Consider the following 26731-nt stretch of genomic DNA (forward strand, 5'->3'; position numbering starts at 1 on the left):
TATGGGGGCAGAACGCCTCAAGAAACCGGGAACCACAAAAAAGGACGAACCAGGTCGCAAGATGCGACCTGGTTCGTCAACAAGCTGAAACCCGTCGATGACGGGTCTCCTTTATGATTGATTGATAGAATCACGACGGCGCTTCTGCTCTTCTTCCAATTGCGCTCGCTCGACCTGAAGCTTAATCGCCATTTCATAAAGTTGTTGACGCTTTTTGACAGATGTCGCTTGTTCAAATTCTTTTCGTAATTCAGTTAGACGGGTATCTATTTCAAGGATACGCTTTTCTCGAATGGATTCTTCACGATCCTGTTCTGATTGTTTCGATGCTTCATATCCCGCCTCTAGTGTGTTCATAATCGATTCGGCCCAAGTGTCATCTCCCAGTCGCTTAGCGGCGAGATATAGGTCAAGCATATCATCTACCCAACGCTTCGCTTTCTCCACTGAGGATCACCTTCCTTTACCTGTATTTTAAAATAAAATGATTTTTCGGTCAAAAATGAATGTTCTGAAAAATTTTATTTGCGATATAGGTTTTTAATCACTCTTTTTTGGTAAAATAATATGAAAAGAATGTAATTCTGATGAACCGTGCTTGAGGAGGGGAATGAATTGTCGAGTCGCCAACGTCGAGATTGGATTGCTTTCGGCTTTGTTTTAGCATTTTTAGGGGTCGCCACGTTTAAGAAACTAGCGCGAGGAACCGCAAATGACGCCGCTGCGCAACAACATCGAGCATCCACAATCACTACGCTAAAAGAACAATTTGGAAATGTTGCGAAACATGCATCACATGTTGCCGCTGCAAGTAAGCTACAAGGAAAAGAATTGACTGATCAAGTGAAAGTCGAAGTCGAACGCTATCAACAAGACATTCAGCCTTCAGTCGATCGCATCCAAGAGAACCTTCAGGAGCTCTCGAACTTACAGTCTGCTATGACTGAAAAAACTGTCGATCAGACACAGTGAGTGTTTGGGGACATCGTCCGTCGATTATAATTGATTTTTTTATCCGGAAAGGATGGATCGAGATGGAACACGAAAAAGAATTCACTGGCCCTGAGGCCATGCTCTATAGCCACAAAATTATTCAATTGAGTAAGGCTTTATGGAAAACCGTCGAAAAAGACTGGCAAAATTGGATTAAACCGTTCGACTTGAACATTAACGAACATCATATCTTATGGATTGCCCATGCTTTAGGCGGTGCATCGATCTCTGAAATTGCAAAATATGGCGTCATGCACGTCTCGACTGCTTTCAACTTCTCGAAGAAGTTAGAGGACCGTGGATTACTTACGTTTTCTAAAAAAGAGACGGACAAACGAAATACGTATGTCCAGTTGACACCTAAAGGCGAGGCATTGTTACTCGAGACGATTCATGCGTTTGACCCAGAAGGTAACGGTGTCTTCCGCGCTTCCCTTCCCTTGCAAGAACTTTATGGAAAGTTCCCCGATTTAACAGACATGACGGCCATCGTTCGTCGTTTGTATGGGGACAACTTCATGGATATCTTTGCAGAAACATCAAAAATGATTACAGAAGAGGCAGGCAGACGCCCTGATGAGGATGATCATCTCACTCAAGAAGCCTAACCTGCCGATAGAGTGGCTCTGTGACGTCTAATTCGATTCCTTGACGGACGCATGCCTCAAGAATCGTTTTCACATCGAGCCTCGCATCTAACATACCTGCAAAATGAACGAGCAACGGCTCTATGGACGTAAATCCATAGCGCACTTGCTCGTTTTGTCGCGCTCGAATTTCATCAAGCAATTGATAAAATGACTCCACTTCCTGTTTCGTCAAGTTTGCTCGAATCACTTCATATTCAAACGGACGGTTCGTCCAATCGACAATCTCGAGTAAGATCTTCATCTGATACGCTAAATGCTCGACCTTCGTTTCTAGTGACACTGCCCTCACCCCATCATTTCACATTCTATTACATCATTATACGACAGGATTGTGTGCTATGATACTGTACAGACAAGAGAACAGCTGTCATGATTAGGAAAATGTGATATAGTCGGACTTAGAAACTTTAAGAATTATTAGGGGTGGAATACATGTCAAACGGAATGACGAATGAACCAAAAAAGCAAGATAAAAAATTCTCAACTGGCGCTCTCGTTGGTGCATCTGCAATCGCACTCATCATCGGTGCTGGCGGTACGTACGCGGCAACGAACGCGGGCGGCGGAGAATCAGATAATTCAGCAGTCGTCACATATAAAGGCGGCGAGGTCACTCGCGGTGAAATCGCGGATATGAGCTATGACCGGATGGTGCCACAACTCGCATTCCAAGAGACGATGAATGCACTTCTTGAAAAAGAATACGGTGACCAAGTCGACCAAGAAAAAGTAGACGAAGAATTTAGCAAGACAGAAGAACAATTCAACTCAGAAGAAGAATTCGAACAAGCGATTCAACAAGCCGGCATGAGTGGTACGGAAGAGTTCAAAGAAGCGCTTCGCGGGCAGATGCTTGTTGACGCAGCAAAATCTAAGCTTGTCGACGTGACCGATGAAGACATCGAAGCACAGTTCGCAAAAGAGAACGTAGAAGTGGAAGCTAGTCACATTCTCGTTGAATCAGAAGAAGAAGCACAAGACATCATCAAAGAGTTGAACGACGGTGCGGACTTCGCAAAACTCGCGAAAGAGAAATCAACGGATACAGGTTCTGGCGAAAAAGGTGGAGAGCTCGGTTACTTCTCTGCCGGTGCGATGGTACCTGAATTCGAAGAATACGCGTTTAAAGAAGATGTGGTCGGAAAAGTTTCTGAACCAGTCCAATCGCAATTCGGTTTCCACGTCATCAAAGTGACAGACCGCAAAGAGAAAGACTTGAAACTCGAAGACGAGAAAGACCGCATTCGTGAAGAATTAGCAGCTGAAAAATCAACTTCGGTCGACGCGAACAAAATTTACGCAGAGTTGATTGAAAAATATAACGTTGACGTAAAAGATGCAAAAGCAGAGCAACAATTTGACGCTGTCAAAGAAGCGATTAAAAACGCAGACGAATCTTCTGAAGAATCGACTGAACAATAAGTTTAAAGGGCACTCCAACGTTGGAGTGCCCTTATTTGTGGACAGATGCCGTATTATAATTTCGGACGATAAAATGCTCGATTATCGAGAGCCATGACACGTTCCGTGAACGCACCCGGTTCGACGCCTTCATATGCTTTTTCGAACATGTTCATGCGTGCATCGATGTTGTCGATGAAAAATAACATCTCCGCCTCAGGAAGTTGAGGCGTATTCGCAGAACCCCACTCCGGTTTACCGTGATGACTTAAGACGAGATGTTGCAACAACGTTGTCACTTCACGGTCTGTCCCAAGTTTACGTGACACGACTTCAAGCTCCGATGCCATGAGTGACAAGTGACCGAGCAACTTCCCTTCAAGCGTATACTCCGGTGTAATCGCATCGGACAACTCAATGACTTTCGCCAAATCGTGTAGAATCACACCCGCAATCAAAAGGTCCCGGTTCAAGGATGGATACAATTCACACATCGTATCCGCGAGCTTCAACATCGACATCACATGAAATGCCAGTCCCGAATAGACCGCATGATGATGTCGAACGGCAGCCGGATATGTGAAATATGCCTCTTCGTGACGATTGACGACCTCCTCGACAAGACGGCGAATCTCATCGTGTTGAAGTGACGTGATGAATCCACGGATCGTTGTCTCAAGCTCCGACTTCGGAATCGGTGCCGATCGTACGTAAGGTGCGATATCCACTTCTTGTTCGATAATCGAAATCTGCTTCAATTTCAACTGTGTCCGCCCGCGATAGTCCATCACCTCACCGGCCGCATGGACGATTTTTTTCGTCGCGTACTTCTCAGTATCGGCACTATCCCATAGTTTCGTCTCGATTTCGCCACTCTCGTCACAAAGGATTAATGTTAAATAAGGTTTTCCGTTCCCGGCAAGTCCCTTATAGGATTGTTTGATCATGACATATTGGTCTAGCGTGTCGCCCACTTTGAGCTCACCGATTTTTGTCGTCAATGAAAGCACCTCTCTCTTGTTCAGTACCTTCATCTTATCGAAAGTTTGCGACAGATGCCAACATTCCTGACAATTTGGGAATACTATCAATGTAGCGAATTGGGGGAATGGATGATGGAATGGGATTGGTATACACGACCTGAGGACTATATTTATGTAGATCAACGATATGTTCAAGCTTATACGTATTGGCTCGAACAACTGACGACCGCAAACGTCACCAAAATTTTGGTCGAGGACGGTTTTATGTATGGTTCACTCACGCTCGACTATGAACAGTTAGAACGAGAACCGCGAAAAATTGGACATTACTTCATCGGACCCGATTTTTTATGGACGATCGGTTTTGATGATCTTCATCACGAGTCGATTCTCGCTAAACAATGTGACTCTCCGATTGAGGCTTTTTACGAGGTACTTGCCGAGCGGATGAACAACTATTTTCACGGCATCGATGAATTTGAAGAACGGTTGTTGACCGCTCAACGTGAAATGACGGGACAGGTCCCTGCTACGTTCATGAATGAGATTTTTGGTCTTCGCAGTGAGATCGAACGGTGGTCGGACACCGTCACCCCTTACAAAGAACTCGTCATGGCAGGACGTGAGGCATTTTTAAATAAAGATTTACAGCAGTTGAAATCATACCAACTTGCTGATTATCGAGTCAGTCGCTTGCTGACGTTGATCAATCATTATCAAGAAGACGTGATAGCGATGACAGACCTCGCCTCCACACTCTCGAACTTCCGAGGAAACGAGATCATGAAGGCCCTCACCGTCTTCACAGCGCTGACGACCCCAGTCGTTGCGTTCGGTGCCGTTTGGGGGATGAACTTTAAACATATGCCTGAACTGGAATGGCCGCTCGGGTATGGATTCGCCTGGATCACGATTCTTCTCTTCACGCTCATCATCCAAATGTGGTTGAAACGGAAGAATTGGATTGGGTCGTTGTTACAGTTTCCGAATCAGACGACTTCGACGAAACACCGAACAAAACAAAATGCTAAAAAAACGAACAAAAGTTCGTTATAATGAAAGAAAAGTGTTTTGCCCAGGAAAGGTGATGTTATGGAACGACTCATCATTCATGTGGACATGGACGCATTTTACGCCTCTGTCGAACAGCGTGATCGTCCCAATTTACGAGGGAAGCCCGTCATCGTCGGAGGCCCACCTCACAGCCGTGGGGTCGTCGCGACATGTTCCTATGAGGCGAGGAAATATGGCGTACACAGCGCGATGTCATCACGTCGCGCTTTTGCCTTGTGCCCGCATGCGACGTTTGTCAAACCAAGGTTTCAAGCATATCGCGAAGTCAGCGCACAAGTAATGGAGATTTTTAAGTCAGTTACACCGCTCGTCGAACCGCTCTCGCTCGATGAGGCTTATCTCGACGTGACAGAGAATGCGTTATTGAGCTCATCCGGACCCTTTATCGCCCGGTATATTTTAGGTGAAATCAAACGGCGTACTGGCCTTACTGCATCCGCCGGGGTTGCGCCTTCAAAATTCGTTGCTAAAATCGCTTCGGGATTTGAGAAGCCCAACGGTCTCACTGTCGTCCCGGCACATGAAGTGGCAGATTTTCTCGCTCCCCTTTCTATTGAAGCGATGCACGGGGTCGGAAAAGTGACCGCACAAACGCTTTATAAGAGCGGATATCATACAATTGGTGATTTGCAAACAACTCGCCCAGAACAATTGAAAGCCATTTTCGGACATGATCGTGGACAACAATTATATGAACTGGCACACGGACGAGACACACGCCCCGTCGTCGCCACACGGGAACGTAAGTCGATCGGATCGGAGACGACGTTCGCCATTGATATCGATGACCCGGAAGAAGTGTTCGAACGGGTCATTCCTGAAATGGAGGACGTATTGCGTCAGCTCGATCGTCGCGAGCTGAGCTGTCAAACGGTCACCATTAAATTAAAGACGAGCGAGTTTCAGGCTCGGAGTCATCAAATCAAATTAAACCATCCGACTCATGACCACGACGAGATTCGACGATTGGCCCGACGTCTCTTCGATGAGATGAACGTTATCGAGCCCGTCCGTTTGATCGGACTGACCGTATCCGACTTGATTCCCCGAACTGAATCGACACGGCAACTGACATTCGATGAATTGACAAAACCTTCTCTTGAAGAATGAATAACCATTCATTAAAATAAAGAAAAGGGGGTCATGTGAATGGAAACATACACAGTGACAGGTTTCGAAAATGACGGCACGCTCATATTGAATGAAATGTTTGAAGCGAGTGACGATCAATCCGCCAAAATAAAAGGACTCGACATGCTTCGCGCTGCCGGGCACGAGCATAAAGGGGCACGCATCGTGCACCAAGGGCAGCTCATCTATTTCGAACGGTGCAAATTACCAGGAAAATTGAAAGGCACGGCATCCTAATAAAAGTAGACCGAGGTTATTTTTCTCGGTCTACTTTTTTATTCGCTGTATTTCTCGTCCCATGCTTCCTGCCATTCTTGAATATCAGGATGAATGTCCTCTAGCGTTTCTCCGCTCAGGCTATATCCGTTCCCCAAGCCTGATCCGTCGGTTACAGGGAAAGATGTCCCTCCGATCACCTTCCCATCCACGACCATCAATGACACTCCAGTCAGGCCAGTGGGAGATTGCTCACTTATCGGATGATCTTTCACTGTAAAGTTTTCATAGTATATGATCTTGCCTACGTATTCATCCGGTGACACGGATTGTAGTCCCCACGTGTTACGTGCACGATCTTCTTTCAACTCATCTAAGGTTAAGGTGCTCGTATGCTCTCCTTCGAAAGAGACGATTGGATACTGTTGTTTCTCGAGATACTGTTCGGCCACCCGTCCGTTCTCCGCCATCTCGGGTTCAGGTTCCACTTCTTCCCCGCATGCAACGAGAAATAGACAGAGGATGAGCATTGTCCATTTTTTCATGATCATCATTCCCTTCCTTCAGCCACTCTCTGATTATTCTTTTCGTCCCTTCTCAACTCCTGCTCAAAATGGAAATAAGAAAAGAATCATGAGTATACCGAAGAATGCAGTCAGTAGTTGCAGTGGCACACCGACTTTTATGAAATCTACGAATCGATAACCCCCCACACTAAACACCATCGCATTTGTCGGAGACCCGAACGGGGTCATAAAAGCAAGTGACGCCGAAATGGCGACGGCGATGACGAACGGGATCGGACTAACCGCCATCGATTCCGCAAGTGCGATAGCAAGTGGTATAAACAAGATAGCGGTCGCTGTGTTCGAGATGATTTGACTAAGTAGGATTGTCGCAATAAAAAGAACAACGAGCACCCAGCCAGGTCCATATCCGGCAAAAGAACTCTCTATCCATTCAACTAACCATGCCATGACTCCCGCGTGCTCAAGCGCAGTCCCTACCGGTATCATAGCTGCAATCAAGACGAGTGATGACCATTGAATCGATTGATATGCGACATCCATATGACGCACGGCCCCACTCAAAATCATTGCAAGTGCCGCTAACCAAACCGCAACGGTCGGGTCGACCCACTCGAATACAAACAGTACCACCATCATAAGCAAGATGATGCCTGCTGCAAGCTGATGATGACTGGATACGGTTCGATTGGCCACATCGGTCACCCGTTCATTCGAGAGCAATAGATGTGTGTCTTGTTCAATTCGTTCAAGGTCATCCCACTCTCCTTGCACCATCAATAAGTCACCTTGTTTTAGCGGGGTATCTTTCAATCGCACTTGCGCAATTTCTTCTTGTGGACGGATCAGTTGTAAGACGTTGACATGGAACTCACTCCGTAATCGACTCTCGCCGATACATTTCCCCACGAGTTGACTCGATGCTGGAATCGTGAATAGCGCGACGCCCCCTGCTTTATCATTTACAGCTCTTGCTTCAACCTTTTTATAAGGAATTTGTTCCTGATGTGAGAGGGAACGAACTTGCTGTTCGTCCCCACTAACGAGTAAACTTCCTGCGCGTATCACAGTGTCGGCGCGTGCTGTTTCATAGTGTTGACGTATCCCTTGAATACGTTCTTTTAGAACAAGAATCCCATTATGTGACCACTTCAGGTCACTCAACCGTTTCCCGATTAAAGGGTGGGATTTCTCAATCGACATGACATACACGCTCGGACTTGGTGGTTCTTTTGTTTCTTCTTTAGCCCACTCATTCGAGCTACCTTGATCGAGTAAACGATTTCCGAACAGACGGAAATAAACCAATCCCACGACCATGACGACCAAGCCAATCGGAAGCAGCGAAAAGAAACCGATCGGGACTTCCGCAAGACCACGTAACGATTCTGCTGCAACTAGATTTGGTGGTGTCCCAATCAATGTCATCGTTCCACCAATACTTGAGAAGAAGGCGAGCGGCATGAGATATGTTTTGGCAGATCTTTTGATTTGGCGCGCCATCGCCATGACGACTGGAATGAGCAATGCGACCGTACCTGTGTTTGACATGACGCTTGAAAGGAACGTGACGGTCAACATGAATAAATAAAATAGTCTCGTCTCGCTCCCGTTGGCATATGGAATCAATAAAGAAGCCAGTCGTTCTGCCAAGCCAGAATGAAACAATCCCGCACCGACTACGAATAGCCCGGCAATCATCAACACAACCGAATTTGAGAATCCGGATACCGCCTCACTCGGAGTCAATTGATTTGTTAAGACGAGACAGAGAAGTCCAATCACAGCAACCAAATCTGCCCGTAGCCATCCCATTATGAAAAAGAGAATCATCCCTAAAAGTATAAGGACAGTCACCATGACAGTTCACCCTTTCCCCATTATCACATCTTCATTATAATCCAGTTCATGAAAGCGCTTACTTAATAGGTGTGACAATCTCATCAACAAAAAAAACGGATAGCCCGAAAGCTACCCGTTCATCATTGTCTTATTGAACTTCATTTTCATTCACCATCGGAGCGTAAAGCTCTTCAAGTGGTTTCATGATGACTTTCGTTACTTCTGTAACGAGCTGGTGCATGCGTTGCTCTTCTTGCATGAGCTCCATGATCAATTCGTTCTGTTGAACGCTCATCATTTTCGTTTGCGCATCCATCATTTCCTGCTCAGAGATTTCCTCTCCTTGCATTTGCTTTTGTTGAAGCGTCATTTGGATGTTACGGAAGTCAGCGAACAACTGGTTCGCTTCCGCATCCGCATTGACACGATCGTATAAAGAAGAGAGTGTTGTGAACTCTTCAGAATCGCGAAGTGCTTTCTCCAATTGGTAAGCTTGGTCGTACAAGTTTGTTTGTGACATGTAACGTCCTCCTAAATACTATTAGGGTTTCGCCATCACAAGATGGCAATCAACCCTTGAATCAACCCAATCATACCACCTAATAGCGCGCCAAGCCATGTTATTGCCCGAAACTCCCGTTTGGAAATGGATAATACAATTTCTTCTAGGTAAGACGTATCGAGAGATTGAACTTGTTCCTGAACAATTTTGTCAATCTTTAATCGATCCATAATCGTCTCCAATCGATTCGTGAAGCGCTCAATGACAAGCGTCACGCCTTGTGGGACGATTTCGTCGACGACACGGGATTCAACAGACTCCGTATATGTCGATACAGGGCGATCCAACAATTGCGCTATTGGTAAGCGTGAGACTACCTGTTGCACAATTCCATCGATGAGTCGTTTTTCTAATCGTTCGTCCATTAGCGTATCGACTGATTTTTCACTAAAACGCTCAAATTCGCGCGTAATCATCGTCGTCATTCCGTCACGCGTTGACTGACCTCTTAAAATATTGACGATTTCAGGTCGAACCATTTCGACAAAGTTCATGTTTTGAATGAATCCTGCGATAAATCCGAGTCGACGTTGAACAAACGAATCAACCATATGTCGAAGCTGTGCCTCACCTTCCGGAGAATAGAAATATTCTTCCGATTTAACAAGAAGCGCATCAACAATTTCAGGAATGACCGCCCGTACGCGGTCCATACCTTCTTCCCCAAGTAACTCGAACAACTTTCGTTCTTTTACTTCAGCCATGACGCTCGTTAACTCGTCACGTAACTTGTCATCCGCTAACGTGAGGATGCGTGCCTCCGCGTTCGGGTAGAGGGGTTCTACGAGTTCTCGAACCGTTTTATCCGAGCGCAACATCGCTTGAACTTCTTGCTGAGCAAATTGGGTGATGTGTGTCGTCACTTGATCATCTAGTAATCGCTTTCGCATACCTTCTGGTGTCAACAAGTGTTTGACGACGGTCTTTCCTAAACTGGATGCTAATTCATCCCGTCGCTTCGGAATCAGTCCCGGAGTAAATGGAATCCGGAACGAACCAATATATTTCGGTTCATGTGGTCGGAATAACATTTTAATGGCGAGGAAGTTCGTCACACCCCCAATCGTTGCTCCAATCACAATCATGAGTAAAATCTTCAATATCCCGTCCAAACTGCAAGCCTCCAATCTGAAATATGATACATTGTTGTTGAGGTGATAGTATTGAATACGTTTGATCGTATTAAATCGATATTTCCGACCGCTGTCCATCGGTCGGAAGATGCATCTGGTGACCATGACTGGTTCGAGACGCAAAACGGTACGGTATTTGGATTACCAACGTTCGAATTAACCGAACGTGAACAGCAACTTCTACGCATGTGGGCGACTCCTATTCTTCAGTCAGACCCTCATCAGCGAAAGTGGCAAGAGCGTTTACAGGATGATACGTTTCGCTTTGAACAACCGTTTCGGCTGATTACCCTTTCGCTTCAAGAAACAGAAGAGGAATCACTCGATTCATTCATCAGCATTGTACACGACTTCATGCCGCATGCTGAAATGATAATGATGACCCAAAAACATCTCGAACTTATCGAGCAAGACACGTTTGCCGATCTCCAAGAATTTGAGGACGTATTGCGTGCCATTGCGAGCGATTGCTTTATAGAAGCTTATGCCGTGTATAGCGAACGCCCACAAGGCAACCTATCCCACGTGTATCGTCAACATCAACTACTCATACCATACGCACGTCTCTCTACTAAAACTTACCCTGCTAGTCAATTATTATACCATTATTTACTACAAGAGCAGGATTCAAAAGAACGGATTCGCCGAATTGCACCATTGCTTGAACCGATCGACCTGTCAACGATTGAATTGCTCGAATCATTGTTCAGCCACTCGTTGAATGTCTCACATACGGCCAAAGCGCTGTTCATGCATCGAAACACGCTGAACTATCGACTCGATCGCTTGTTCGAGACGACCGGTTATGACGCTCGAAAGTTCTATGACGCTAGTCTCCTTCAACTAATGGTCACGTTGCACAAATCCGACTGATGGTTTTTGTGCAACTTGTCTATATTCAATGCAAGCGGTTTCATCATATAATCATTCTTGTAAGCGCTATTATAAACAAACAGATCCTTTAGGAGGCTAACGACATGGCAGAAATTCGATTAGAACATATTGAAAAAATTTACGATGGTGGCGTCAAAGCCGTCAGCGATTTTAACTTACACATTAAAGACCGTGAATTCATTGTATTTGTCGGACCGTCTGGTTGCGGAAAATCGACGACACTTCGTATGATCGCAGGCCTTGAAGAAATTTCAAACGGTGACTTTATCATTGATGGGAAACGAATGAACGATGTCGCTCCTAAAGATCGTGATATCGCCATGGTCTTCCAAAACTATGCACTCTATCCACACATGAGTGTCTTTGACAACATGGCATTCGGGTTGAAACTCCGTAAGTTCCCGAAAGATGAGATTGATCGTCGCGTCAAAGACGCTGCACGTATTCTCGGTTTGGAGGAATACCTCGAGCGTAAACCAAAAGCACTCTCAGGTGGACAACGTCAACGTGTGGCCATCGGACGTGCCATCGTTCGTGATGCGAAAGTCTTCTTAATGGACGAACCACTCTCGAACTTGGATGCAAAACTTCGTGTACAAATGCGTAAAGAGATCATCCAACTTCACAACCGTTTGGACACAACTACGATTTATGTTACCCATGACCAAACTGAAGCGATGACACTCGCAACACGTATTGTCATCTTGAAAGACGGCCTTATCCAACAAGTCGGCTCACCAAAAGAAGTTTACGATTACCCGGACAACATCTTCGTCGCCGGTTTCATCGGTTCACCTTCAATGAACTTCTTCCGCGGTACACTCGCAGAAGGCAAATTCATCACGAACGGGGAAGAAGTCAACGTACCAGAAGGAAAAATGAAGACCCTTCGTGATCGTGGTTATGTTGGTAAAGAGCTTGTCCTCGGGATTCGTCCAGAATCAATCCATGATGAGCCAATCTACATCGACTCGCCAACAACGCATACGTTCAAAGCACACATCGATGTCGCTGAGCTCATGGGCTCAGAATCATACCTCTATGCGGAACTCGGTGGACACCAGTTCACAGCACGTGTCGACGGTCGCTCAAACATCCACATGGGTGACGATGTTGAACTCGCCCTCGATATGACAAAAGCACACTTCTTCGACGGAGAAACAGAACAAGTCATCCGTTAAGCCATACAAAAACCCTCGATTCGTTTGAATCGAGGGTTTTTTATCATCGAATCGCGTAACGCTGTTCGAGTTTATGTTGCCCAGCTTGAATCATGGTCGACAAAATCCAATAGATGGAAGCCGAGAACAAGAGTAACGGCATGACCAGATAGGTTGTGGCCGCAATCTGGTCAGACACGTACGTCAACTCCTGAACCGCAATGACCGTACCAAGCGATGTCGACTTGATAATGTCGATGACCGAGTTCGAGACAGGCGGGATGGCACGAGAGAGCGCTTGCGGGAAAATGATGTCTTTGAAACGCTTCATTTTCGGAATGCCGAGCGCGACACTCGCTTCCACTTGTCCTTTGTCGACAGAGTTAATTGCCGCCCGAAATGCTTCTGAGATATAGGCCGCAAAGTGAAACCCTAATCCGAAGATGAGCGCCTGCATCCCACTGAGTTGCACGAACCCAGTGAGACCGACATACAAAATCAACAACTGGAGCAACAGCGGTGTTCCACGGAAGAACGAGATATATGTCCGTGTTAACAATCGTACAATTTTAATTGGACTACTATGAAGTAAAGCGATGATCAGACCGAGCGCCAAGGCGAGAAGAATCGACAGGACACTGGCGATCAACGTGAGCTGGATGGCTTCAAGATAGACCGAGCGGTTATCTATGACGGTCGTGATCAGTTCATTCATTGACTGATATCCTCACCGAAGTATTTCTCACCGATTTCTTTCATTGTGCCATCTTCTTTCATTTCTGCGAGTGCATCGTTCAACTTCTTAAGAACATCGCTATCCTGACGTGCCATGAATCCAGCTTCACTTGTATTGAAGATGTCACCGACTGCTTTGACGTCATAACCTGTCTTTTCAAGTTCTGTCAAAATAAAGAGACGGTCATTAAGTGCCGCTTCCAAGCGACCGACTTCGAGATCTTGAAGTACTTGGTTTGCCCCTTTGTAGTATTTCACTTCAGCACCTGCTTCTTCAGCCATTTGGGCATAAGCAGAACCTTGTGTCGAGCCGACTAGTTTGCCATCAAGGTCGTCAATTCCTTGAATATCATTGTTGTCCGAAGCGACGATGACTTGTGCACCCGACACGGCATACGGATCAGTAAATGCATATTTCTCTTCACGCTCAGGTGTGATGCTCATTTGGTTGGCAATCATATCAATGCGTTCTGCATCGAGAGCCGGGACGAGTCCCTTAAAGTCCATTGCCTCGTATTCAACTTTATAACCGGCACGTTCTGCCGCCTCATTCAAGACATCGATATCATATCCCATCAATTCACCTTTGTCTTTATATGTGAAGGGTGGATAAGTCGCCTCTGTCCCGACAGTAATGACCGCTTCGTCCGCTCCACTTCCTGTTTCATTGCCACAAGCTGCGAGAAGCCCTACTGAAGCTCCAAGTGCCAATACTGTAGTTAACGTTTTTTTCATGATGATTCCGCCTTTCTTATAATCCTTATATGATTACACGGTTTTAAACAATAACCTCATCATACTGGCGGTGTGTCTTCATGTCAAACAAAAAACATCACCCTATTTCTAGAGTGATGTTCGGTATCAATCAATCGCTTTCGCCTGTTGCATGACGTCCGCTTCAATCGCTTCACGTTTTGCGGTCGTTTTGTCGGCACGATCCGCATGTACACTGAAGTAGAACTTGATTTTCGGCTCTGTTCCAGACGGACGAAGGCAGAACCATGACCCGTCCGCAAAGATGAATTTTAAGACGTTCGATGATGGCAATTCGATGCCTTCAGACTTACCGGTCTGCAAGTCAGTCGCCACTTGCTTCTTATAGTCTTCGAAGCGAACGACCTCGTATCCCCCTACTTCTTTTGGCGGATTGGCACGGAACGCTTCCATCATCCGTCCGATTTGTTCGAGACCAGCCTTTCCTTTCAACGTCATCGACTGTAACGATTCTTCATAGAACCCATACTTCTCGTAAATCGACTGCAACGCATCATAAAGCGTACGACCATGTTGTTTATGATAAGCCGCCATCTCCGCTGCGAGTAAACAAGCCTGAACGGCATCCTTATCACGGCAGAAATCCCCAATCAAGTAGCCATAGCTTTCTTCATAGCCGAACAGGAACTCATATTCTCCAGACTCTTCATACTGTTTAATTTTCTCACCGATGAATTTGAATCCGGTCAGCGTGTTTTCAAGATGCACGCCGTATGCTTTCGCAATGGCGGCACCAAGTTCGGACGTGACAATCGTCTTCGCGACGAACCCGTTCGATGGAAGCGTCCCCGTTTCACTCTTCTGTGAGAGGATATATTCCATCAACAGCGCACCTGTCTGGTTTCCCGTCAAGACGAACCAATCACCATCTTGTCCGCGCACGGTCAAGCCGACACGGTCGGCATCAGGATCGGTCGCCATCAGTAAATCAGCACTGACACGATCCCCGTATTCCATTGCTAATTTAAACGCCGCCTTTTCTTCCGGGTTCGGGTAACTAACTGTTGGGAACGCGCCATCTGGCTCTGCTTGTTCTTCTACAATCGTCACACGGTCAAATCCATACGCCTTTAACCCTTCCATGACTGGACGGCGTCCCGTCCCGTGGAGCGGCGAATAGACGATTTGAAGGGAACTGTCCTGTACGTCACGATGAATACGGATTGACTGGAGCGCCTCCATATACGCTTCATCGACTGATCGGTCGACTGTGACGAGCAAACCCGTCTGACGAAGCGTTGCCTCATCTTTGATTTCAATCGTCAGCTCATCTTCAATCGCATTGACGTAACTGACAAGTTCATCCGCTTCCACCGGTGGAAGCTGTCCACCGTCTGCCCCATATACTTTGAACCCGTTATACTCAGGAGGATTGTGGCTAGCTGTGATGACGATCCCGCCGAATGCATCAAGATGACGTACCGCAAATGAGAGCTCAGGTGTGGCGCGCAAACTTGGGAACAAGTACGTTTTGATGCCGTTTGACGCGAGCGTCCGCGCCGCCTCTAACGCGAACTCCGGAGAAAAATGACGCGAGTCATGGGCGATGACGACGCCGTGACGCTTCGCCTCTTCTCCTGAGGATGAGATAAAATCAGCAAACCCTTGAGACGCTTTTCGAATGGTATACATGTTCATTCGATTTGCACCCGGTCCAATTTCTCCCCGCATCCCGCCTGTCCCGAACTCCAGCGTCTTATAAAATGCATCTTCTAACGTTGACTCATCTTTTGCGAGTTCTTCAAGTTCCGCACGCAAATGCGGTTCAAGTCCATCAAATTGACTCCAACGCTCATATGTTTGTTGCCATGTCATGGTTTATTCCCCTTTCACCTTAAAAAAATCAATCGAAGTACTCGCCAATTGCTTCCATCTTGTATACGATGAGAGTAATGAAACCTCGAGGTGATATTAATGTTTCCAACAATGCGTGCCCAAGAATTAAAACAAATCGTGCATACGAACTCGATTCGTTTCATCGATTGCCGATATTCGTTAAACGACGCGTCCTATGGTAAATACGTTTATGGACAGGGACATCTTCCGAACGCAGTCTTTCTCGACTTGATGGAAGACTTGTCTGGTCCACTTGGTGAACATGGTGGACGTCATCCGCTCCCTTCAAAAGAGGCATGGACGTCAACGCTTCGTCGCATCGGCTTGAAAAAAGATGATCTTGTCGTTATTTATGATGACGGTTTTCCGTATGCAGCCCGTGCATGGTGGCTCTTTAAATGGGCCGGTCACGAGCGGGTCGTCGTCCTAGAAGGCGGAATCCAGTCGGGAATCACCTATTGCGGTGATACCACGACGGAAATTCCACACTATAAGTCGAGTGACTATACGCCGGACTTCCAAGACGACATGATTGCCACACTCGAAGAAGTAAGAGCCGCCACAAACGGTAAACTTTACGATTCTAGATCAGAAGATCGCTATAACGGCGTACACGAACCGATAGACCAAAAAGCAGGACACATTCCGAACGCATTGCTTTGCTCATATGCAGAAGCTATTACAGAGCTCGGCACATTAGAAGACTTTCACGATTTGAAAGAACTTTACAAAGATGTTCTTCCTGTCGAGAACCCAATCTTTTATTGTGGGAGCGGTGTCACCGCCTGTGTCAATATTTTAGCGCTACATGCTCTCGGTAAGGACGATGTCCGGCTCTATCCAGGATCATATTCCGATTGGGTCAGCTATCCAGAAAACGAGGTCCACCCGTAACGGGTGGATCGTTTTTTTATTTCACGCTCGTCGGTTTGATATTCCAAACTGCGTTTGCATACTCCGTGATGGTTCGGTCACTTGAGAAGATGCCCGATTTCGCCGTATTGACAATTGAGCTCTCTGCCCAACGCGCACGATCACGGAACATCTCGTCGACACGTCGCTGTGCTCGCATGTAAGAGATAAAGTCTTTTAAAACTAAGAAATCATCGTTGTAGACGAGAAGTGAATCGAAGATGGACTGGAATTGATATTCGCCTACCTTATCGAATGTCCCACTGACGAGACCATCGACGACATCCTTGATTTCTTGGTGTGCGTGATACATCTCCGCCGCATGATACCCTCCGAACTTTTTATAGTTCATGACTTCTTGTGGAGATAATCCGAAAATGAAGATGTGATCATCGCTGACGGCATCACGAATCTCAATATTGGCTCCGTCTAACGTTCCAATCGTTAAAGCACCATTCATCATGAACTTCATGTTGCCGGTACCCGATGCCTCATAGCTTGCAGTCGAAATTTGTTCACTCAAGTCAGATCCCGGGAAAATCCGTTCAGCCATTGAAACACGATAGTTTTCAAGGAAGATGACTTTGATGAATTGACTTGCTCGCTTATCCTTATTGATTAATGTCGCAAGCGCATTGATGTAACGAATAATTTCTTTCGCATAATGATATCCCGGTGCCGCCTTTGCGCCAAAGATAAACGTTCGGGGAACCATCGTGAACGTCGGATCTGCTTTAATCTTCAAGTAGAGCGCATGGATATGAAGCGCGTTTAGCAACTGCCGCTTATAGGCGTGTAGACGCTTGACTTGCACATCAAAAATCGAATGCGGATCAACCGTTTCTCCGGTCTCCGATTGAATGTAAGCTGCCAAATCGAATTTATTTTGTTGCTTCACATCCATCACTTTTTCTTGAAAACTCTTATCTTTTGAGAAATCCATCAGCTTTTCCAAATCATTCGGATGCTCAATCCACGAAGGACCGATTGCTTCTGTGATAACCTCAGATAATCGTGGATTCGATTTTAAGAGCCAGCGACGATGGGTAATCCCGTTCGTCTTGTTGTTAAATCGCAGTGGGAAAATCTCATATAAGTAACGCATCTCACGCTGTTTCAAAATATCGGTATGGATTTGTGCAACCCCGTTCGTCGAATGAGAGCCGACGACGGCCAAGTTGGCCATATTGATATGCTCATTCGATACGATTGCGATTTCACCCATATGTGATTCGAGATGGGGATAGTTGACCAGGACGTCACGACAGAAACGTCGATTGATTTCTTCGATGATCTGATAGACACGTGGCAATAGCCGCTGGTACATCTCAACCGGCCATTTTTCAAGTGCTTCTGCGAGTAACGTGTGGTTCGTAAACGACATGACGCTCTTCGTGATTCGCCACGCTTCATCCCATCCGTATCCATGCTCATCCATCAAAATTCGCATTAATTCAGGGATTGCAACAACCGGGTGCGTATCATTGATGTGAATCGCATAATGATCGCCCAATTGTTTGAGAGATTTATTACCTTTTAAGTACGAAGCAAGCATCGATTGGATTCCTGCCGACACAAAGAAATACTGTTGTTTCAAACGAAGTACTTTTCCTTCATAAGTCGTATCATCCGGATATAAGAATTCCGAAATGGTCGCAATCGACTGTTTATGTTTTAACAAGTCTTTATACGTCCCTTTTGTCTTCTCTAAATATGCCTCATCATCAAGTGGTGATTCTGCGTTCCAAAGGCGCAACGTATTCACAACGTCATTCTGATAACCGATGACTGGCATATCGTACGGGACCGCTTTGACAACTTCATCCGGATGGTGGACGACACGCAATCGGTTTCCGATTTGCTTCATCTCGATCCATCCACCGAAGTTGATGTCGACCGCCTTATCCTGACGTCTCGTTTCCCACATGTTTCCGTCACGGAGCCAATTGTCCGGTAGCTCGACCTGATATCCATCCACAATTTTCTGTTTGAAGAGACCATAGCGATATCGAATTCCGTTCCCGTGCCCGGGCAAACTGAGTGCGGCCAACGAATCAAGGAAGCAAGCTGCTAAACGACCGAGCCCCCCGTTCCCGAGACCAGGTTCCGGTTCCAACTCTGAGATATCGGTAAAATCGTATCCGAGATCCTCAAGCCCTTCTTTGACGAGTTCTAATACGTCTAGGCTTAACAAGTTATTGTACAGGAAACGGCCTAATAAAAATTCAAGTGAGAAGTAGATGACTTGCTTACTATGCTTTTCTTCTTGACGGTCTCGCGTATGGATCCATTTCGGCATGGCCTGTTCGCGTACCATCGTTGCCAATGTTTGATACACTTCCTGCTCTGTCCCATCCTCAATCGACTTTCCATTCAATGCGATAAATCGTTCCTTAAACGCGCCGACAAAGCTCTGTTTATCTGTGAACATAAATCAAATTAGCTCCTTCCAATCATACGAATAAATGATATAACTCACGATATTGCTTGGCGGATTGTTTCCAGCTATAGTCCGCGGTCATCGCCTGATGGACGAGGGCATCCCAATTTTCTTTCTCGAAATAGACACGAATCGAGTATTCGATTGTCGCCAACATCTCATGGGCATTATAGTTCATGAACCCAAATCCGGTGCCTTCTTGCGTGAACTCGTTATACGGCTTCACTGTATCCCGCAGTCCGCCCGTCTCACGTACGATGGGCAATGTGCCGTATCGCATGGAAATCAGTTGACTGAGTCCACAAGGTTCGAAACGTGACGGCATTAAAAAAGCATCCGCCCCAGCATAAATCAAGTGCGCGAGTTCGATATCAAAACCGATATATGAACCGACCGTTCCCGGATGTGCTGCCGTCATCTCGTGAATGATTCCCTCATATTCCGGTTGTCCCGAACCAAGAAATGCGAATTGACAAGGCAATTGACCGAGTTCTTCACGGACAGCGTTTATTAAATCGAGTCCTTTTTGGTCAACGAGTCGGCTGACAAAACCGATTAGCATGACATCGTCTCGTACCTCAAGACCGAGACGCTCTTGTAACGCTCGTTTGTTGGCGACTTTTCCTTTTTTATACGTATCCAAATCATACGTCTGTGCAATACGAGCATCCGTACTCGGGTCATTCGTCGACAAATCAATGCCGTTTAAAATTCCTCGTACATCGACAGCGCGATGACGCAGGACTCCATCTAGTCCTTCACCGTAATATGGCTCCATGATTTCATCGCGATAAGATGGACTGACGGTTGTGATTTGATCTGAGTGGACGATTCCTGCTTTCATGTAATTGACGAGACCGTTATGCTGAATACCTTCAGCCGTAAAATGTTCAGGACCGAACTGTAGTAGCTCTCCCAAAATCTCTTCAGGGAAGACTCCTTGATATTGCAAGTTATGGATTGTGTAGACGGTGCGAATATGTTGATACGCTTCAATATGTTGATAATGGATTCGTAAAAAGGCTGGTAAAATCCCTGTCTGCCAATCATGACAATGAAGGACATCGGGCACATCTTCTATCTTTCCAATCATCTCGAGTACAGCTCGCGAGAAGAACGCGAATCGCTCTGCATCGTCAAAGTGTCCGTATAAAACACCATCACGTTTAAAGTAATACTCGCTATCAATGAAATAATAGTTGATACCATCCCGCTCTAATTTTAAGACCGCACCAAACTGCTTGCGCCAACCGACCGGAACGATTAGGTCGAATAAATACTCCATCTCGTCCACATACTCTTCAGCAATCGATCCATACTTCGGCATGACGACGCTAACCTCTTCTCCTAAATCCGCCACCGCTTGAGGGAGGGAACCGACGACGTCGGCTAGCCCCCCCGTCTTCATGAACGGTGCCGCTTCTGAAGCAACATACCAAATTTTCATAAAATCCTCCTCACACAACTGTTCGTTTTGCGATGACAATCGGTTCGTCGATTGTACCTCGAATGACCTGTCCTCGTTTTACGACCACTTCTTTATCAAGGATCGCATTTTCGACAACAGCCCCTTCTTCAATGATCGACTTCGACGAAATGATAGAATTCTTGACGCGAGCATGCTTACTTACTTGAACACCACGGAAGAGAATACTGTTTTGAACTTCCCCATGAATTTTACATCCGTTCGCCACGAGTGCTTCATTCACTTTCGAACCTTTCAAGTAACGAGTAGGTGGTTCGTGCTTGATTTTCGTATAAATGTGCGGGAAATCGTAAATAATCCCTTCTCCACGGAGCAATCGCATACTTTCATTATAATAAGAAAGTACAGAGTGAATGACTTGCATTTTCCCGACATAATGATAACCGTGAACGTGTAAACGGTGGAGTTGTGGACGAATGACGCCATCTAATAAATCATATTCACCTTTAGATGTCGCTTCGTCAACGAGCCGCATGAAGAGATTCTTTGACATAATAATTGTCTCTGTATATGAATACTCATCATCTGGTGAAAATCCTCGTTCTGACACGCCGACGACACGATCGTTCTCACCGAGACGAATCGGTCGACAGTAACCACATTTCTGCTCATGTGTTGTATAAGCAAGTGTGATATCGGCACCAATCGATTTGTGATGTTCGAGCATGTCGTTATAGTCAATCGTCGTCAGCACGTTCGACCCTGTAATAACTACATACGGTTGCTTGCTACGAATGAAATGTTCACGGTGCATCGAAAAGTTTGCCAAATCCCCAAGATACGCTTCACCGTCTGGTTTTAATGCCGGAGGGAAGATGTGAAGACCACCTTGAGAGCGATTTAAGTCCCACTCTTTTCCTGATCCGAGGTGGTCCATCAAGGAGCGATACTTATCTAATGTAAAAATCCCAACTTGACTAATATTTTGCGTAATCATATTCGTCAACGTGAAATCAATCAGGCGATATCGTCCTGAAAAAGGGACTGCTGCTAAATTGCGATGTCCTGTAAATTCTGGAAACAATCCTTGTTCCGTTCCTAAGTTAATGACCCCTAATAAATCGTTCGTCAACAGTAACGCCTCCTTGCGTATCTCTTTACTTGTTTCAAACTCGTTGTTTGAAGACGGTTCCGCTTTCGATGTTTTCATGTGGCTCAATAACAACGATTTCACCACCTGGCTCACCGACTGTCGCACCATCTTCAATGACTGCACAGCTCGCGACAATGGCTCTGTGAATTGTTACATCCTTCCCAATTCTAGCCCCCGGCATAATCACGGAGTCTTTGACGAGTGAGCCCTCTTCGACACGGACGTCATAAAATAGAACCGAGTGTTGCACTTCTCCTTCGATATGACACCCTTCATTGATCACAGACTGTTCGACACATGCATCTTTTCCGATATACTGAGGTGTCTGATTCGGGTTGACCGAATAAATTTTAAAATCTGGATCATACAAATCAAATGGAGGGTCTTCCTCTAAGAGGTCCATGTTCGCTTCCCAAAGTGATTGAATCGTCCCAACATCTTTCCAGTATCCTTTGAACTTGTAGGCGAAGACGTCAAGCCCTTGGAGAAGCGTATTTGGAATGATGTTCTTCCCGAAGTCAAAGCTTGACGTCTCATCTTCAGCATCTTTAATTAAATGCTCTCGTAAGACTTTCCAGTTGAAGATGTAGATGCCCATCGATGCCAAGTTACTCTTTGGGTCTTCAGGCTTTTCATCAAACTCATTGATTCGAAGGTCATCCGCTGTGTTTAAAATACCGAATCGTGGTGCTTCGTCCCATGGTACTTCCATGACAGAGATGGTCACATCGGCTTGTTTTTCTTTATGGGCCTCGAGCATCTTCTCGTAGTCCATTTTGTAAATGTGATCTCCTGATAAGATCAAGACGTAATCCGGATTGTAAGCGTCGATGTAGCTCAAGTTACGATAGATCGCATTAGCAGTTCCTTCATACCAATTTTTCCCCGACTGTGCTTGATAAGGTGGAAGAATTGCCAATCCTCCATTGCGACGATCTAAGTCCCATGCTGTCCCGATTCCTAAGTAACGATTCAATTCAAGTGGCTCGTATTGCGTCAATACCCCGACTGTTGAGATTCCTGAGTTCGTACAGTTTGACAATGGGAAATCGATAATTCGGTACTTTCCGCCGAAATTCACGGCTGGTTTCGCCGTTTTTCGCGTGAGAGGCCCTAATCGTTTTCCTTCTCCTCCCGCAAGGAGCATCGCAACCATTTCTTGCTTCATAAATAATAAGCCTCCTCAAAATCGTAATATACAACCTCTTATACCCTTTTTCGCTCTTTCTTAAAGTATTCCTTCTCGAATTATTATATGATAACGTTTACATTTTTTATTTTTTTATAAATTTGACGATATAATGAATAGAAAGAGGTGATCGGATGAGAGCTTGGATTGGAACTTTATTTTTCGCTGGACTTTTAGCGACTTCCTTAACACTCACAAACGCATTGAAAGAAGAGATTGATAAAACTGAAGAGATTTTATCGTGGGGAGAAGAACTGGTGTCGGCGCAACCACTCTCGTCGAAACATGCCATCACACTCGCATACAATGGTGGGGAACAACAAATTTATTTGGCTGGCCGTAGAAATGATGTAACTCCAAAGGCGTTGCCTAAACACATTCAAGAAGCCATCATGATTATTGAAGACCGTAAATTCAATGCTCATCCCGGTTATGATTTGAGCGGAATCGCCCGTGCGTTTATCAATAACGCGAACGAGACATCCGTTCAAGGTGGGAGCACGATCACACAACAGCTCGCACGAAACGTCTACCTCACACATGAGCGAACATATGAACGAAAAGTGAAGGAATTGTTAATCGCGCAAGCGCTTGAAAAAAACTATAGCAAAAAAGAAATTTTAACAGCCTATAGCAATGTCATATTCTTTGGACATAACGTATATGGGATTCAATCTGCGGCTGATACATACTTTTCAAGGCCGCTCGCTGATTTGAATTGGAATCAACTGGCCTATCTGTTGACGGTACCGAATAATCCGTCCCTTTACGACCCACTCAATCCTACAGAAGCCTATTTTGAACGGAAGGACCGGATTTTGACACAATTGTTTGAAGCAAGTATCCTCTCAAAGAGTGCCTACGACCAATATCATGGTGTAAAACTACAAGCTTCGTACCGTAATCAAACGATTCAATACCCGGACTATATGGATACAGCCGTCCGCGAGGCGATTCAATTGGTACGTACGCGCTATGACTTGGGTGATACCGAAGCAAGAGATTATTTATCTACCCATGAAGCAATGATTGAGACTCACTTATCGACAGGGAAACAGAAACAAGCAAAACGGGTGATGAGTCAACTTCCTCCCGGGCTGAACGGAGGCTATACGGAACTGACACCTCAAGGGCGAATCGTGGCAATGGTCGATTCAGAAATGACACAAGTCGGTGAGTTCAACCGGGCGACACAGGCGTATCGCCAACCAGGATCAGCCATTAAACCAATTCTCGTGTTCGCACCATTTATCGAAGATACTGGTGCGACGCTTGACACAGTACTCGATGGACGACCGACCTGTTACGGTTCGTATTGTCCCGGTAATAGCCACGACCGCGTGTTAGGTGATGTCTTGTTAAAGGACGCGGTCGCCTACTCGTATAACACACCTGCTCTCGCCGCCTTCTCAGCGATTGATCAAGAGCGGGCGTATAAGACGGCAGACATGATGTTCAGTCAATGGGATGAACAGGATGAGAACTTAGCTAGCGCTCTTGGTGGACTCACACAAGGAGTCTCTCCGAGAGAACTGGCAGCCGCCTACACACCGTTCTTAAACAAAGGTGTCTATACATCAGGACATACGATTAAACAAATCAAATTCAAGTCCGGGGAGCCGACATTGACGCCAATTTTGACCAAAGAGGCCATTTGGTCTACGGATACCATGGACGTGATGAAGAAAGCATTATCGACCGTCACCACGTACGGGACGGGACGCTATGCGAATCGAGTGAAAGGCGACTACGATTATCTCGGAGGCAAGACGGGAACGACAAACGACAATAAAGACATGTGGTACGTCGGACTGACCGACCGCACCATCACCGCCATTTGGCTCGGTGCCGACACACCTCGTCCGTTCCCAGAACTCGCCAACCGTGCGTACCCAGCGATTGTTTGGACTGAGTCGCATTAAAAAGGAGTCAGCCGCTGAAAAGTGAGCTGACTCCTTTTGTTCTATTTCCGACGTTCAATCTGAAGTCGATACGCTCCCCAATGCTCCTTCAACTCGTCGTGATCGATGAGTTTCCATGGGTTGAAACGAACTTGACCGTGCTTGTTGAAATATAGGTTTTGTCGAACACAGTAGCTGGCGTGAACAAGTTGCTCTTGGTCGTTTCAAAACGTCAGGACGTCATTCGACCTTGGCGCATCATCCTTCACGGTTTCGTACCCACTTCGCTTTAGTGTCTGAAGGAATGTCTCCGGATGAACCCATTGGTGAACGATCTGTTCGTTTCCTGTGACCGCAAACAACGTCGCTGCGAGACAGTTACTTCCCTCCTGGATTGGAAACCGATTTGCATAGTCCGCAAGATACGAGGCAATCGAGTCATCACAGGGTTCCCCTTCCCAACGATCCCACTCCTTCGCATAGTTGAGCAGAAGAGAATGACGCATCTCGATGTCGAGCGCATTCCAATTTTGCGGATGCAAGACGATGACATGCGTGCCGTCCTTCTCTACAATCGCCTCATTCGATAGACGTTTCATCTGCTCGTCCGATATCGGCAAAACGAGACCGCGATTTGTCATCACTTGAAATTCCAATAAACGTGTTTTGACGTGCTCCTGTAACTCCTTCAAAAAACCAGAGAACGCATGGACGACATGGGTCACGTCCTGCCCCATCTGCCACGTCACATACGGATTCGTAATTCCAGGTCTTCGGTAAATAGGATGAGTGACAAATTCTTATCTCGAGATAATAAGACAGGATACCGGTAAGTCATTGAGGAACGAGGAATCAATCCAATACAATGTTTCCTCAGGTACGAATGAATGACACCGTGCTTCCATCACATCAAAGGTCGGTTCAAAGCATTCTTTCATAAGATGATATCTCCGACAGAATTAAACAAGCGAAGGACCGACCAACCTAACCCACTGATCAACGTCGCCCACATAACGGCCTGCATGAGCAATAAGCCGATGGCACGTGGGACAGACATCGATTGGCTCACCTGCCAGACATAGTAAAAGAGATACATCAAGAGCGTTCCTACGAGGACGGCGATGACGGCGAGTAACGTGTTCAAAAAGAGAAAGCTGATTCCAGACCCGATGAGGAAGATGATGGCCCCAGGTTTGAGCCGATGAAGTGACGTCCCATTCGTCTCCCGCGCAAAAAAGGCGAAACCGAGTTGATTGAACGTATCAGCAACTAACTTGAATGCGCTAAACAACATAAAGAAAATCGTGAAGAATACGACAAGCACAAGCACTTTTGTCTCTTGCACGGATAACAGCTCGATGATTTCACTATATACGCCAATTTGATTCAGCCATTGGATCACGTACTCGGATGTCGCGATCGCAAGTGACATGGAAAACAAAATAATTCCGATGAGTGGGGCATAGCTCAGTAAGTACACATTCGTTTTCATGTTCCTTCTCCAATTTCACAGTAATTTCTTATATTCAGTGCAATTCTACTAACAAGTATATTATACTATTCATAGTTATGGAGAATAAAAGGGGGATTTTTGGATGGGCCTATTATTGATGGTTGGAATCAGCGTCGTCTTCCTCTCAGCAATTTTGACAGCTGGATATAACCGTAAACCTGAGGGTAACGAATAAGAGCCAGGATTCTTACGAATCCGCAGCTTGTTGACGAACCAGGTCGCATCTTGCGACCTGGTTCGTCCTTTTTTGTGGTTCCCGGTTTCTTGAGGCGTTCTGCCCCCATAA

General features: G+C 45.9%; 26 protein-coding genes. 10 read left to right on the top strand and 16 right to left on the bottom strand.

All coding sequences use genetic code 11. The annotated features are described in order from the left end of the window. Positions 1 to 111 precede the first annotated feature (111 nt). The gene (locus KNO76_RS12925; protein WP_214885830.1) at positions 112 to 447 is read right to left on the bottom strand and encodes a hypothetical protein; all 336 of its coding nucleotides are present in this window, start codon (positions 445 to 447) and stop codon (positions 112 to 114) included. Positions 448 to 615: 168 nt separating this feature from the next. Between KNO76_RS12925 and KNO76_RS12930 the strand changes: the two genes are divergently transcribed. Both KNO76_RS12930 and KNO76_RS12935 read left to right on the top strand, forming a co-directional pair. Next, positions 616 to 972, top strand: coding sequence for a hypothetical protein (locus KNO76_RS12930; protein WP_214702735.1), 357 nt, complete (start codon positions 616 to 618; stop codon positions 970 to 972). A gap of 62 nt (positions 973 to 1034) precedes the next feature. After that, positions 1035 to 1601 (top strand): HTH-type transcriptional regulator Hpr, encoded by a 567-nt coding sequence (locus KNO76_RS12935; protein ID WP_214885831.1) that lies wholly within the window; start codon positions 1035 to 1037, stop codon positions 1599 to 1601. Here the strand turns inward: KNO76_RS12935 and KNO76_RS12940 are convergent. Beyond that, on the bottom strand, positions 1585 to 1923 hold the full coding sequence (locus tag KNO76_RS12940; protein WP_353047889.1) for a DUF1878 family protein: 339 nt from the start codon (positions 1921 to 1923) through the stop codon (positions 1585 to 1587). The genes KNO76_RS12935 and KNO76_RS12940 overlap by 17 nt on opposite strands. 152 nt (positions 1924 to 2075) lie before the next feature. Here KNO76_RS12940 and KNO76_RS12945 point away from each other — a divergent pair, with 152 nt between their 5' ends. After that, a complete protein-coding gene (locus KNO76_RS12945; protein WP_214885834.1) occupies positions 2076 to 3065 on the top strand; it encodes a peptidylprolyl isomerase in 990 nt (329 codons plus the stop codon). A 53-nt stretch (positions 3066 to 3118) separates the two neighbouring features. Here the strand turns inward: KNO76_RS12945 and KNO76_RS12950 are convergent, their stop codons facing one another. After that, a complete protein-coding gene (locus KNO76_RS12950) occupies positions 3119 to 4078 on the bottom strand; it encodes an HD domain-containing protein (protein WP_214885836.1) in 960 nt (319 codons plus the stop codon). An 81-nt stretch (positions 4079 to 4159) separates the two neighbouring features. Here KNO76_RS12950 and KNO76_RS12955 point away from each other — a divergent pair, with 81 nt between their 5' ends. From KNO76_RS12955 to KNO76_RS12965, 3 genes are read left to right on the top strand one after another with little or no spacing between them, the layout of a single operon-like run. Next, a complete protein-coding gene (locus KNO76_RS12955; protein WP_214885837.1) occupies positions 4160 to 5083 on the top strand; it encodes a CorA family divalent cation transporter in 924 nt (307 codons plus the stop codon). A gap of 36 nt (positions 5084 to 5119) precedes the next feature. Next, positions 5120 to 6211 carry a DNA polymerase IV gene (gene dinB, locus KNO76_RS12960; protein ID WP_214885838.1) on the top strand — a complete coding sequence of 364 codons (1092 nt, stop codon included), beginning with the start codon at positions 5120 to 5122 and terminating at the stop codon, positions 6209 to 6211. A gap of 39 nt (positions 6212 to 6250) precedes the next feature. Then, positions 6251 to 6469: a YhzD family protein gene (locus KNO76_RS12965; RefSeq protein WP_214885839.1), complete on the top strand. Its 219-nt coding sequence runs from the start codon at positions 6251 to 6253 to the stop codon at positions 6467 to 6469. Positions 6470 to 6507: 38 nt separating this feature from the next. Here the strand turns inward: KNO76_RS12965 and KNO76_RS12970 are convergent, their stop codons facing one another. The 4 genes from KNO76_RS12970 to KNO76_RS12985 form a co-directional block, all read right to left on the bottom strand. Next, positions 6508 to 6993 (bottom strand): hypothetical protein, encoded by a 486-nt coding sequence (locus tag KNO76_RS12970; protein WP_214885840.1) that lies wholly within the window; start codon positions 6991 to 6993, stop codon positions 6508 to 6510. 63 nt (positions 6994 to 7056) lie between these two features. Then, the gene (locus KNO76_RS12975) at positions 7057 to 8835 is read right to left on the bottom strand and encodes an SLC13 family permease (RefSeq protein ID WP_214885841.1); all 1779 of its coding nucleotides are present in this window, start codon (positions 8833 to 8835) and stop codon (positions 7057 to 7059) included. 130 nt (positions 8836 to 8965) lie between these two features. Further along, positions 8966 to 9337, bottom strand: a complete 372-nt coding sequence (locus KNO76_RS12980) for a YlbF family regulator (RefSeq protein WP_026826683.1) — start codon at positions 9335 to 9337, stop codon at positions 8966 to 8968. Between the two features lie 35 nt (positions 9338 to 9372). Then, positions 9373 to 10464 carry a DUF445 family protein gene (locus KNO76_RS12985; protein WP_214885856.1) on the bottom strand — a complete coding sequence of 364 codons (1092 nt, stop codon included), beginning with the start codon at positions 10462 to 10464 and terminating at the stop codon, positions 9373 to 9375. A 69-nt stretch (positions 10465 to 10533) separates the two neighbouring features. On the opposite strand from KNO76_RS12985, the gene KNO76_RS12990 reads away from it, so the two are divergent. Together KNO76_RS12990 and KNO76_RS12995 are read left to right on the top strand one after the other, a co-directional pair. After that, a complete protein-coding gene (locus KNO76_RS12990; RefSeq protein WP_353047890.1) occupies positions 10534 to 11385 on the top strand; it encodes a PucR family transcriptional regulator in 852 nt (283 codons plus the stop codon). A gap of 104 nt (positions 11386 to 11489) precedes the next feature. After that, the gene (locus KNO76_RS12995) at positions 11490 to 12587 is read left to right on the top strand and encodes an ABC transporter ATP-binding protein (protein WP_214700482.1); all 1098 of its coding nucleotides are present in this window, start codon (positions 11490 to 11492) and stop codon (positions 12585 to 12587) included. Positions 12588 to 12630: 43 nt separating this feature from the next. Here KNO76_RS12995 and KNO76_RS13000 read toward each other — a convergent pair whose 3' ends face one another. The 3 genes from KNO76_RS13000 to KNO76_RS13010 form a co-directional block, all read right to left on the bottom strand. After that, positions 12631 to 13281, bottom strand: coding sequence for an amino acid ABC transporter permease (locus tag KNO76_RS13000; protein ID WP_026826687.1), 651 nt, complete (start codon positions 13279 to 13281; stop codon positions 12631 to 12633). Beyond that, complete coding sequence (locus KNO76_RS13005; protein ID WP_214700480.1) at positions 13278 to 14036, bottom strand: transporter substrate-binding domain-containing protein; 759 nt, start codon at positions 14034 to 14036, stop codon at positions 13278 to 13280. The genes KNO76_RS13000 and KNO76_RS13005 overlap by 4 nt, the downstream gene beginning before the upstream one ends. A 126-nt stretch (positions 14037 to 14162) precedes the next feature. Beyond that, the gene (locus tag KNO76_RS13010) at positions 14163 to 15890 is read right to left on the bottom strand and encodes a phospho-sugar mutase (RefSeq protein WP_214885845.1); all 1728 of its coding nucleotides are present in this window, start codon (positions 15888 to 15890) and stop codon (positions 14163 to 14165) included. 99 nt (positions 15891 to 15989) lie between these two features. Here KNO76_RS13010 and KNO76_RS13015 point away from each other — a divergent pair, with 99 nt between their 5' ends. Further along, positions 15990 to 16805, top strand: a complete 816-nt coding sequence (locus tag KNO76_RS13015) for a sulfurtransferase (protein ID WP_034771210.1) — start codon at positions 15990 to 15992, stop codon at positions 16803 to 16805. A 16-nt stretch (positions 16806 to 16821) separates the two neighbouring features. Here the strand turns inward: KNO76_RS13015 and KNO76_RS13020 are convergent, their stop codons facing one another. Genes KNO76_RS13020 through KNO76_RS13035 form a run of 4 tightly spaced genes read right to left on the bottom strand, consistent with a single transcriptional unit; the run spans position 16822 to position 23010 of the window. Further along, a complete protein-coding gene (locus KNO76_RS13020) occupies positions 16822 to 19254 on the bottom strand; it encodes a glycogen/starch/alpha-glucan phosphorylase (protein WP_214885847.1) in 2433 nt (810 codons plus the stop codon). A gap of 22 nt (positions 19255 to 19276) precedes the next feature. Further along, complete coding sequence (gene glgA / locus KNO76_RS13025) at positions 19277 to 20710, bottom strand: glycogen synthase GlgA (RefSeq protein WP_214885848.1); 1434 nt, start codon at positions 20708 to 20710, stop codon at positions 19277 to 19279. A gap of 10 nt (positions 20711 to 20720) precedes the next feature. Continuing rightward, entirely contained in the window at positions 20721 to 21914 is a 1194-nt protein-coding gene (glgD, locus tag KNO76_RS13030) for a glucose-1-phosphate adenylyltransferase subunit GlgD (protein ID WP_251128008.1), read from the bottom strand. Beyond that, complete coding sequence (locus KNO76_RS13035) at positions 21856 to 23010, bottom strand: glucose-1-phosphate adenylyltransferase (protein WP_214885850.1); 1155 nt, start codon at positions 23008 to 23010, stop codon at positions 21856 to 21858. Before KNO76_RS13035 ends, glgD begins: the two co-directional genes overlap by 59 nt. 155 nt (positions 23011 to 23165) lie before the next feature. Here KNO76_RS13035 and KNO76_RS13040 point away from each other — a divergent pair, with 155 nt between their 5' ends. Next, complete coding sequence (locus tag KNO76_RS13040; protein ID WP_214885852.1) at positions 23166 to 24953, top strand: transglycosylase domain-containing protein; 1788 nt, start codon at positions 23166 to 23168, stop codon at positions 24951 to 24953. 203 nt (positions 24954 to 25156) lie between these two features. Here the strand turns inward: KNO76_RS13040 and KNO76_RS13045 are convergent, their stop codons facing one another. Together KNO76_RS13045 and KNO76_RS13050 are read right to left on the bottom strand one after the other, a co-directional pair. Continuing rightward, entirely contained in the window at positions 25157 to 25681 is a 525-nt protein-coding gene (locus KNO76_RS13045) for a hypothetical protein (RefSeq protein WP_214885854.1), read from the bottom strand. Between the two features lie 185 nt (positions 25682 to 25866). After that, positions 25867 to 26424 carry a DUF5366 family protein gene (locus KNO76_RS13050; protein WP_015880910.1) on the bottom strand — a complete coding sequence of 186 codons (558 nt, stop codon included), beginning with the start codon at positions 26422 to 26424 and terminating at the stop codon, positions 25867 to 25869. Positions 26425 to 26731: the final 307 nt, after the last annotated feature.

It is taken from the genome of Exiguobacterium sp. s101 (genome assembly GCF_018617835.1).
Classification (GTDB): Bacteria; Bacillota; Bacilli; order Exiguobacteriales; family Exiguobacteriaceae; genus Exiguobacterium; species Exiguobacterium marinum.

Excerpts from the sequence above, each read along its gene's own strand:
- KNO76_RS12935 (WP_214885831.1), top strand. The coding sequence starts at position 1,035 with ATGGAACACGAAAAAGAATTCACTGGCCCTGAGGCCATGCTCTATAGC.
- KNO76_RS12945 (WP_214885834.1), top strand. The coding sequence starts at position 2,076 with ATGTCAAACGGAATGACGAATGAACCAAAAAAGCAAGATAAAAAATTC.
- KNO76_RS12950 (WP_214885836.1), bottom strand. The coding sequence starts at position 4,078 with ATGAAGGTACTGAACAAGAGAGAGGTGCTTTCATTGACGACAAAAATC.
- KNO76_RS12955 (WP_214885837.1), top strand. The coding sequence starts at position 4,160 with ATGGAATGGGATTGGTATACACGACCTGAGGACTATATTTATGTAGAT.
- dinB (WP_214885838.1), top strand. The coding sequence starts at position 5,120 with ATGGAACGACTCATCATTCATGTGGACATGGACGCATTTTACGCCTCT.
- KNO76_RS12965 (WP_214885839.1), top strand. The coding sequence starts at position 6,251 with ATGGAAACATACACAGTGACAGGTTTCGAAAATGACGGCACGCTCATA.
- KNO76_RS12970 (WP_214885840.1), bottom strand. The coding sequence starts at position 6,993 with ATGAAAAAATGGACAATGCTCATCCTCTGTCTATTTCTCGTTGCATGC.
- KNO76_RS12975 (WP_214885841.1), bottom strand. The coding sequence starts at position 8,835 with ATGGTGACTGTCCTTATACTTTTAGGGATGATTCTCTTTTTCATAATG.
- KNO76_RS12980 (WP_026826683.1), bottom strand. The coding sequence starts at position 9,337 with ATGTCACAAACAAACTTGTACGACCAAGCTTACCAATTGGAGAAAGCA.
- KNO76_RS12985 (WP_214885856.1), bottom strand. The coding sequence starts at position 10,464 with ATGATTGTGATTGGAGCAACGATTGGGGGTGTGACGAACTTCCTCGCC.
- KNO76_RS12995 (WP_214700482.1), top strand. The coding sequence starts at position 11,490 with ATGGCAGAAATTCGATTAGAACATATTGAAAAAATTTACGATGGTGGC.
- KNO76_RS13000 (WP_026826687.1), bottom strand. The coding sequence starts at position 13,281 with ATGAATGAACTGATCACGACCGTCATAGATAACCGCTCGGTCTATCTT.
- KNO76_RS13005 (WP_214700480.1), bottom strand. The coding sequence starts at position 14,036 with ATGAAAAAAACGTTAACTACAGTATTGGCACTTGGAGCTTCAGTAGGG.
- KNO76_RS13010 (WP_214885845.1), bottom strand. The coding sequence starts at position 15,890 with ATGACATGGCAACAAACATATGAGCGTTGGAGTCAATTTGATGGACTT.
- KNO76_RS13015 (WP_034771210.1), top strand. The coding sequence starts at position 15,990 with ATGTTTCCAACAATGCGTGCCCAAGAATTAAAACAAATCGTGCATACG.
- KNO76_RS13020 (WP_214885847.1), bottom strand. The coding sequence starts at position 19,254 with ATGTTCACAGATAAACAGAGCTTTGTCGGCGCGTTTAAGGAACGATTT.
- glgA (WP_214885848.1), bottom strand. The coding sequence starts at position 20,710 with ATGAAAATTTGGTATGTTGCTTCAGAAGCGGCACCGTTCATGAAGACG.
- KNO76_RS13035 (WP_214885850.1), bottom strand. The coding sequence starts at position 23,010 with ATGAAGCAAGAAATGGTTGCGATGCTCCTTGCGGGAGGAGAAGGAAAA.
- KNO76_RS13040 (WP_214885852.1), top strand. The coding sequence starts at position 23,166 with ATGAGAGCTTGGATTGGAACTTTATTTTTCGCTGGACTTTTAGCGACT.
- KNO76_RS13050 (WP_015880910.1), bottom strand. The coding sequence starts at position 26,424 with ATGAAAACGAATGTGTACTTACTGAGCTATGCCCCACTCATCGGAATT.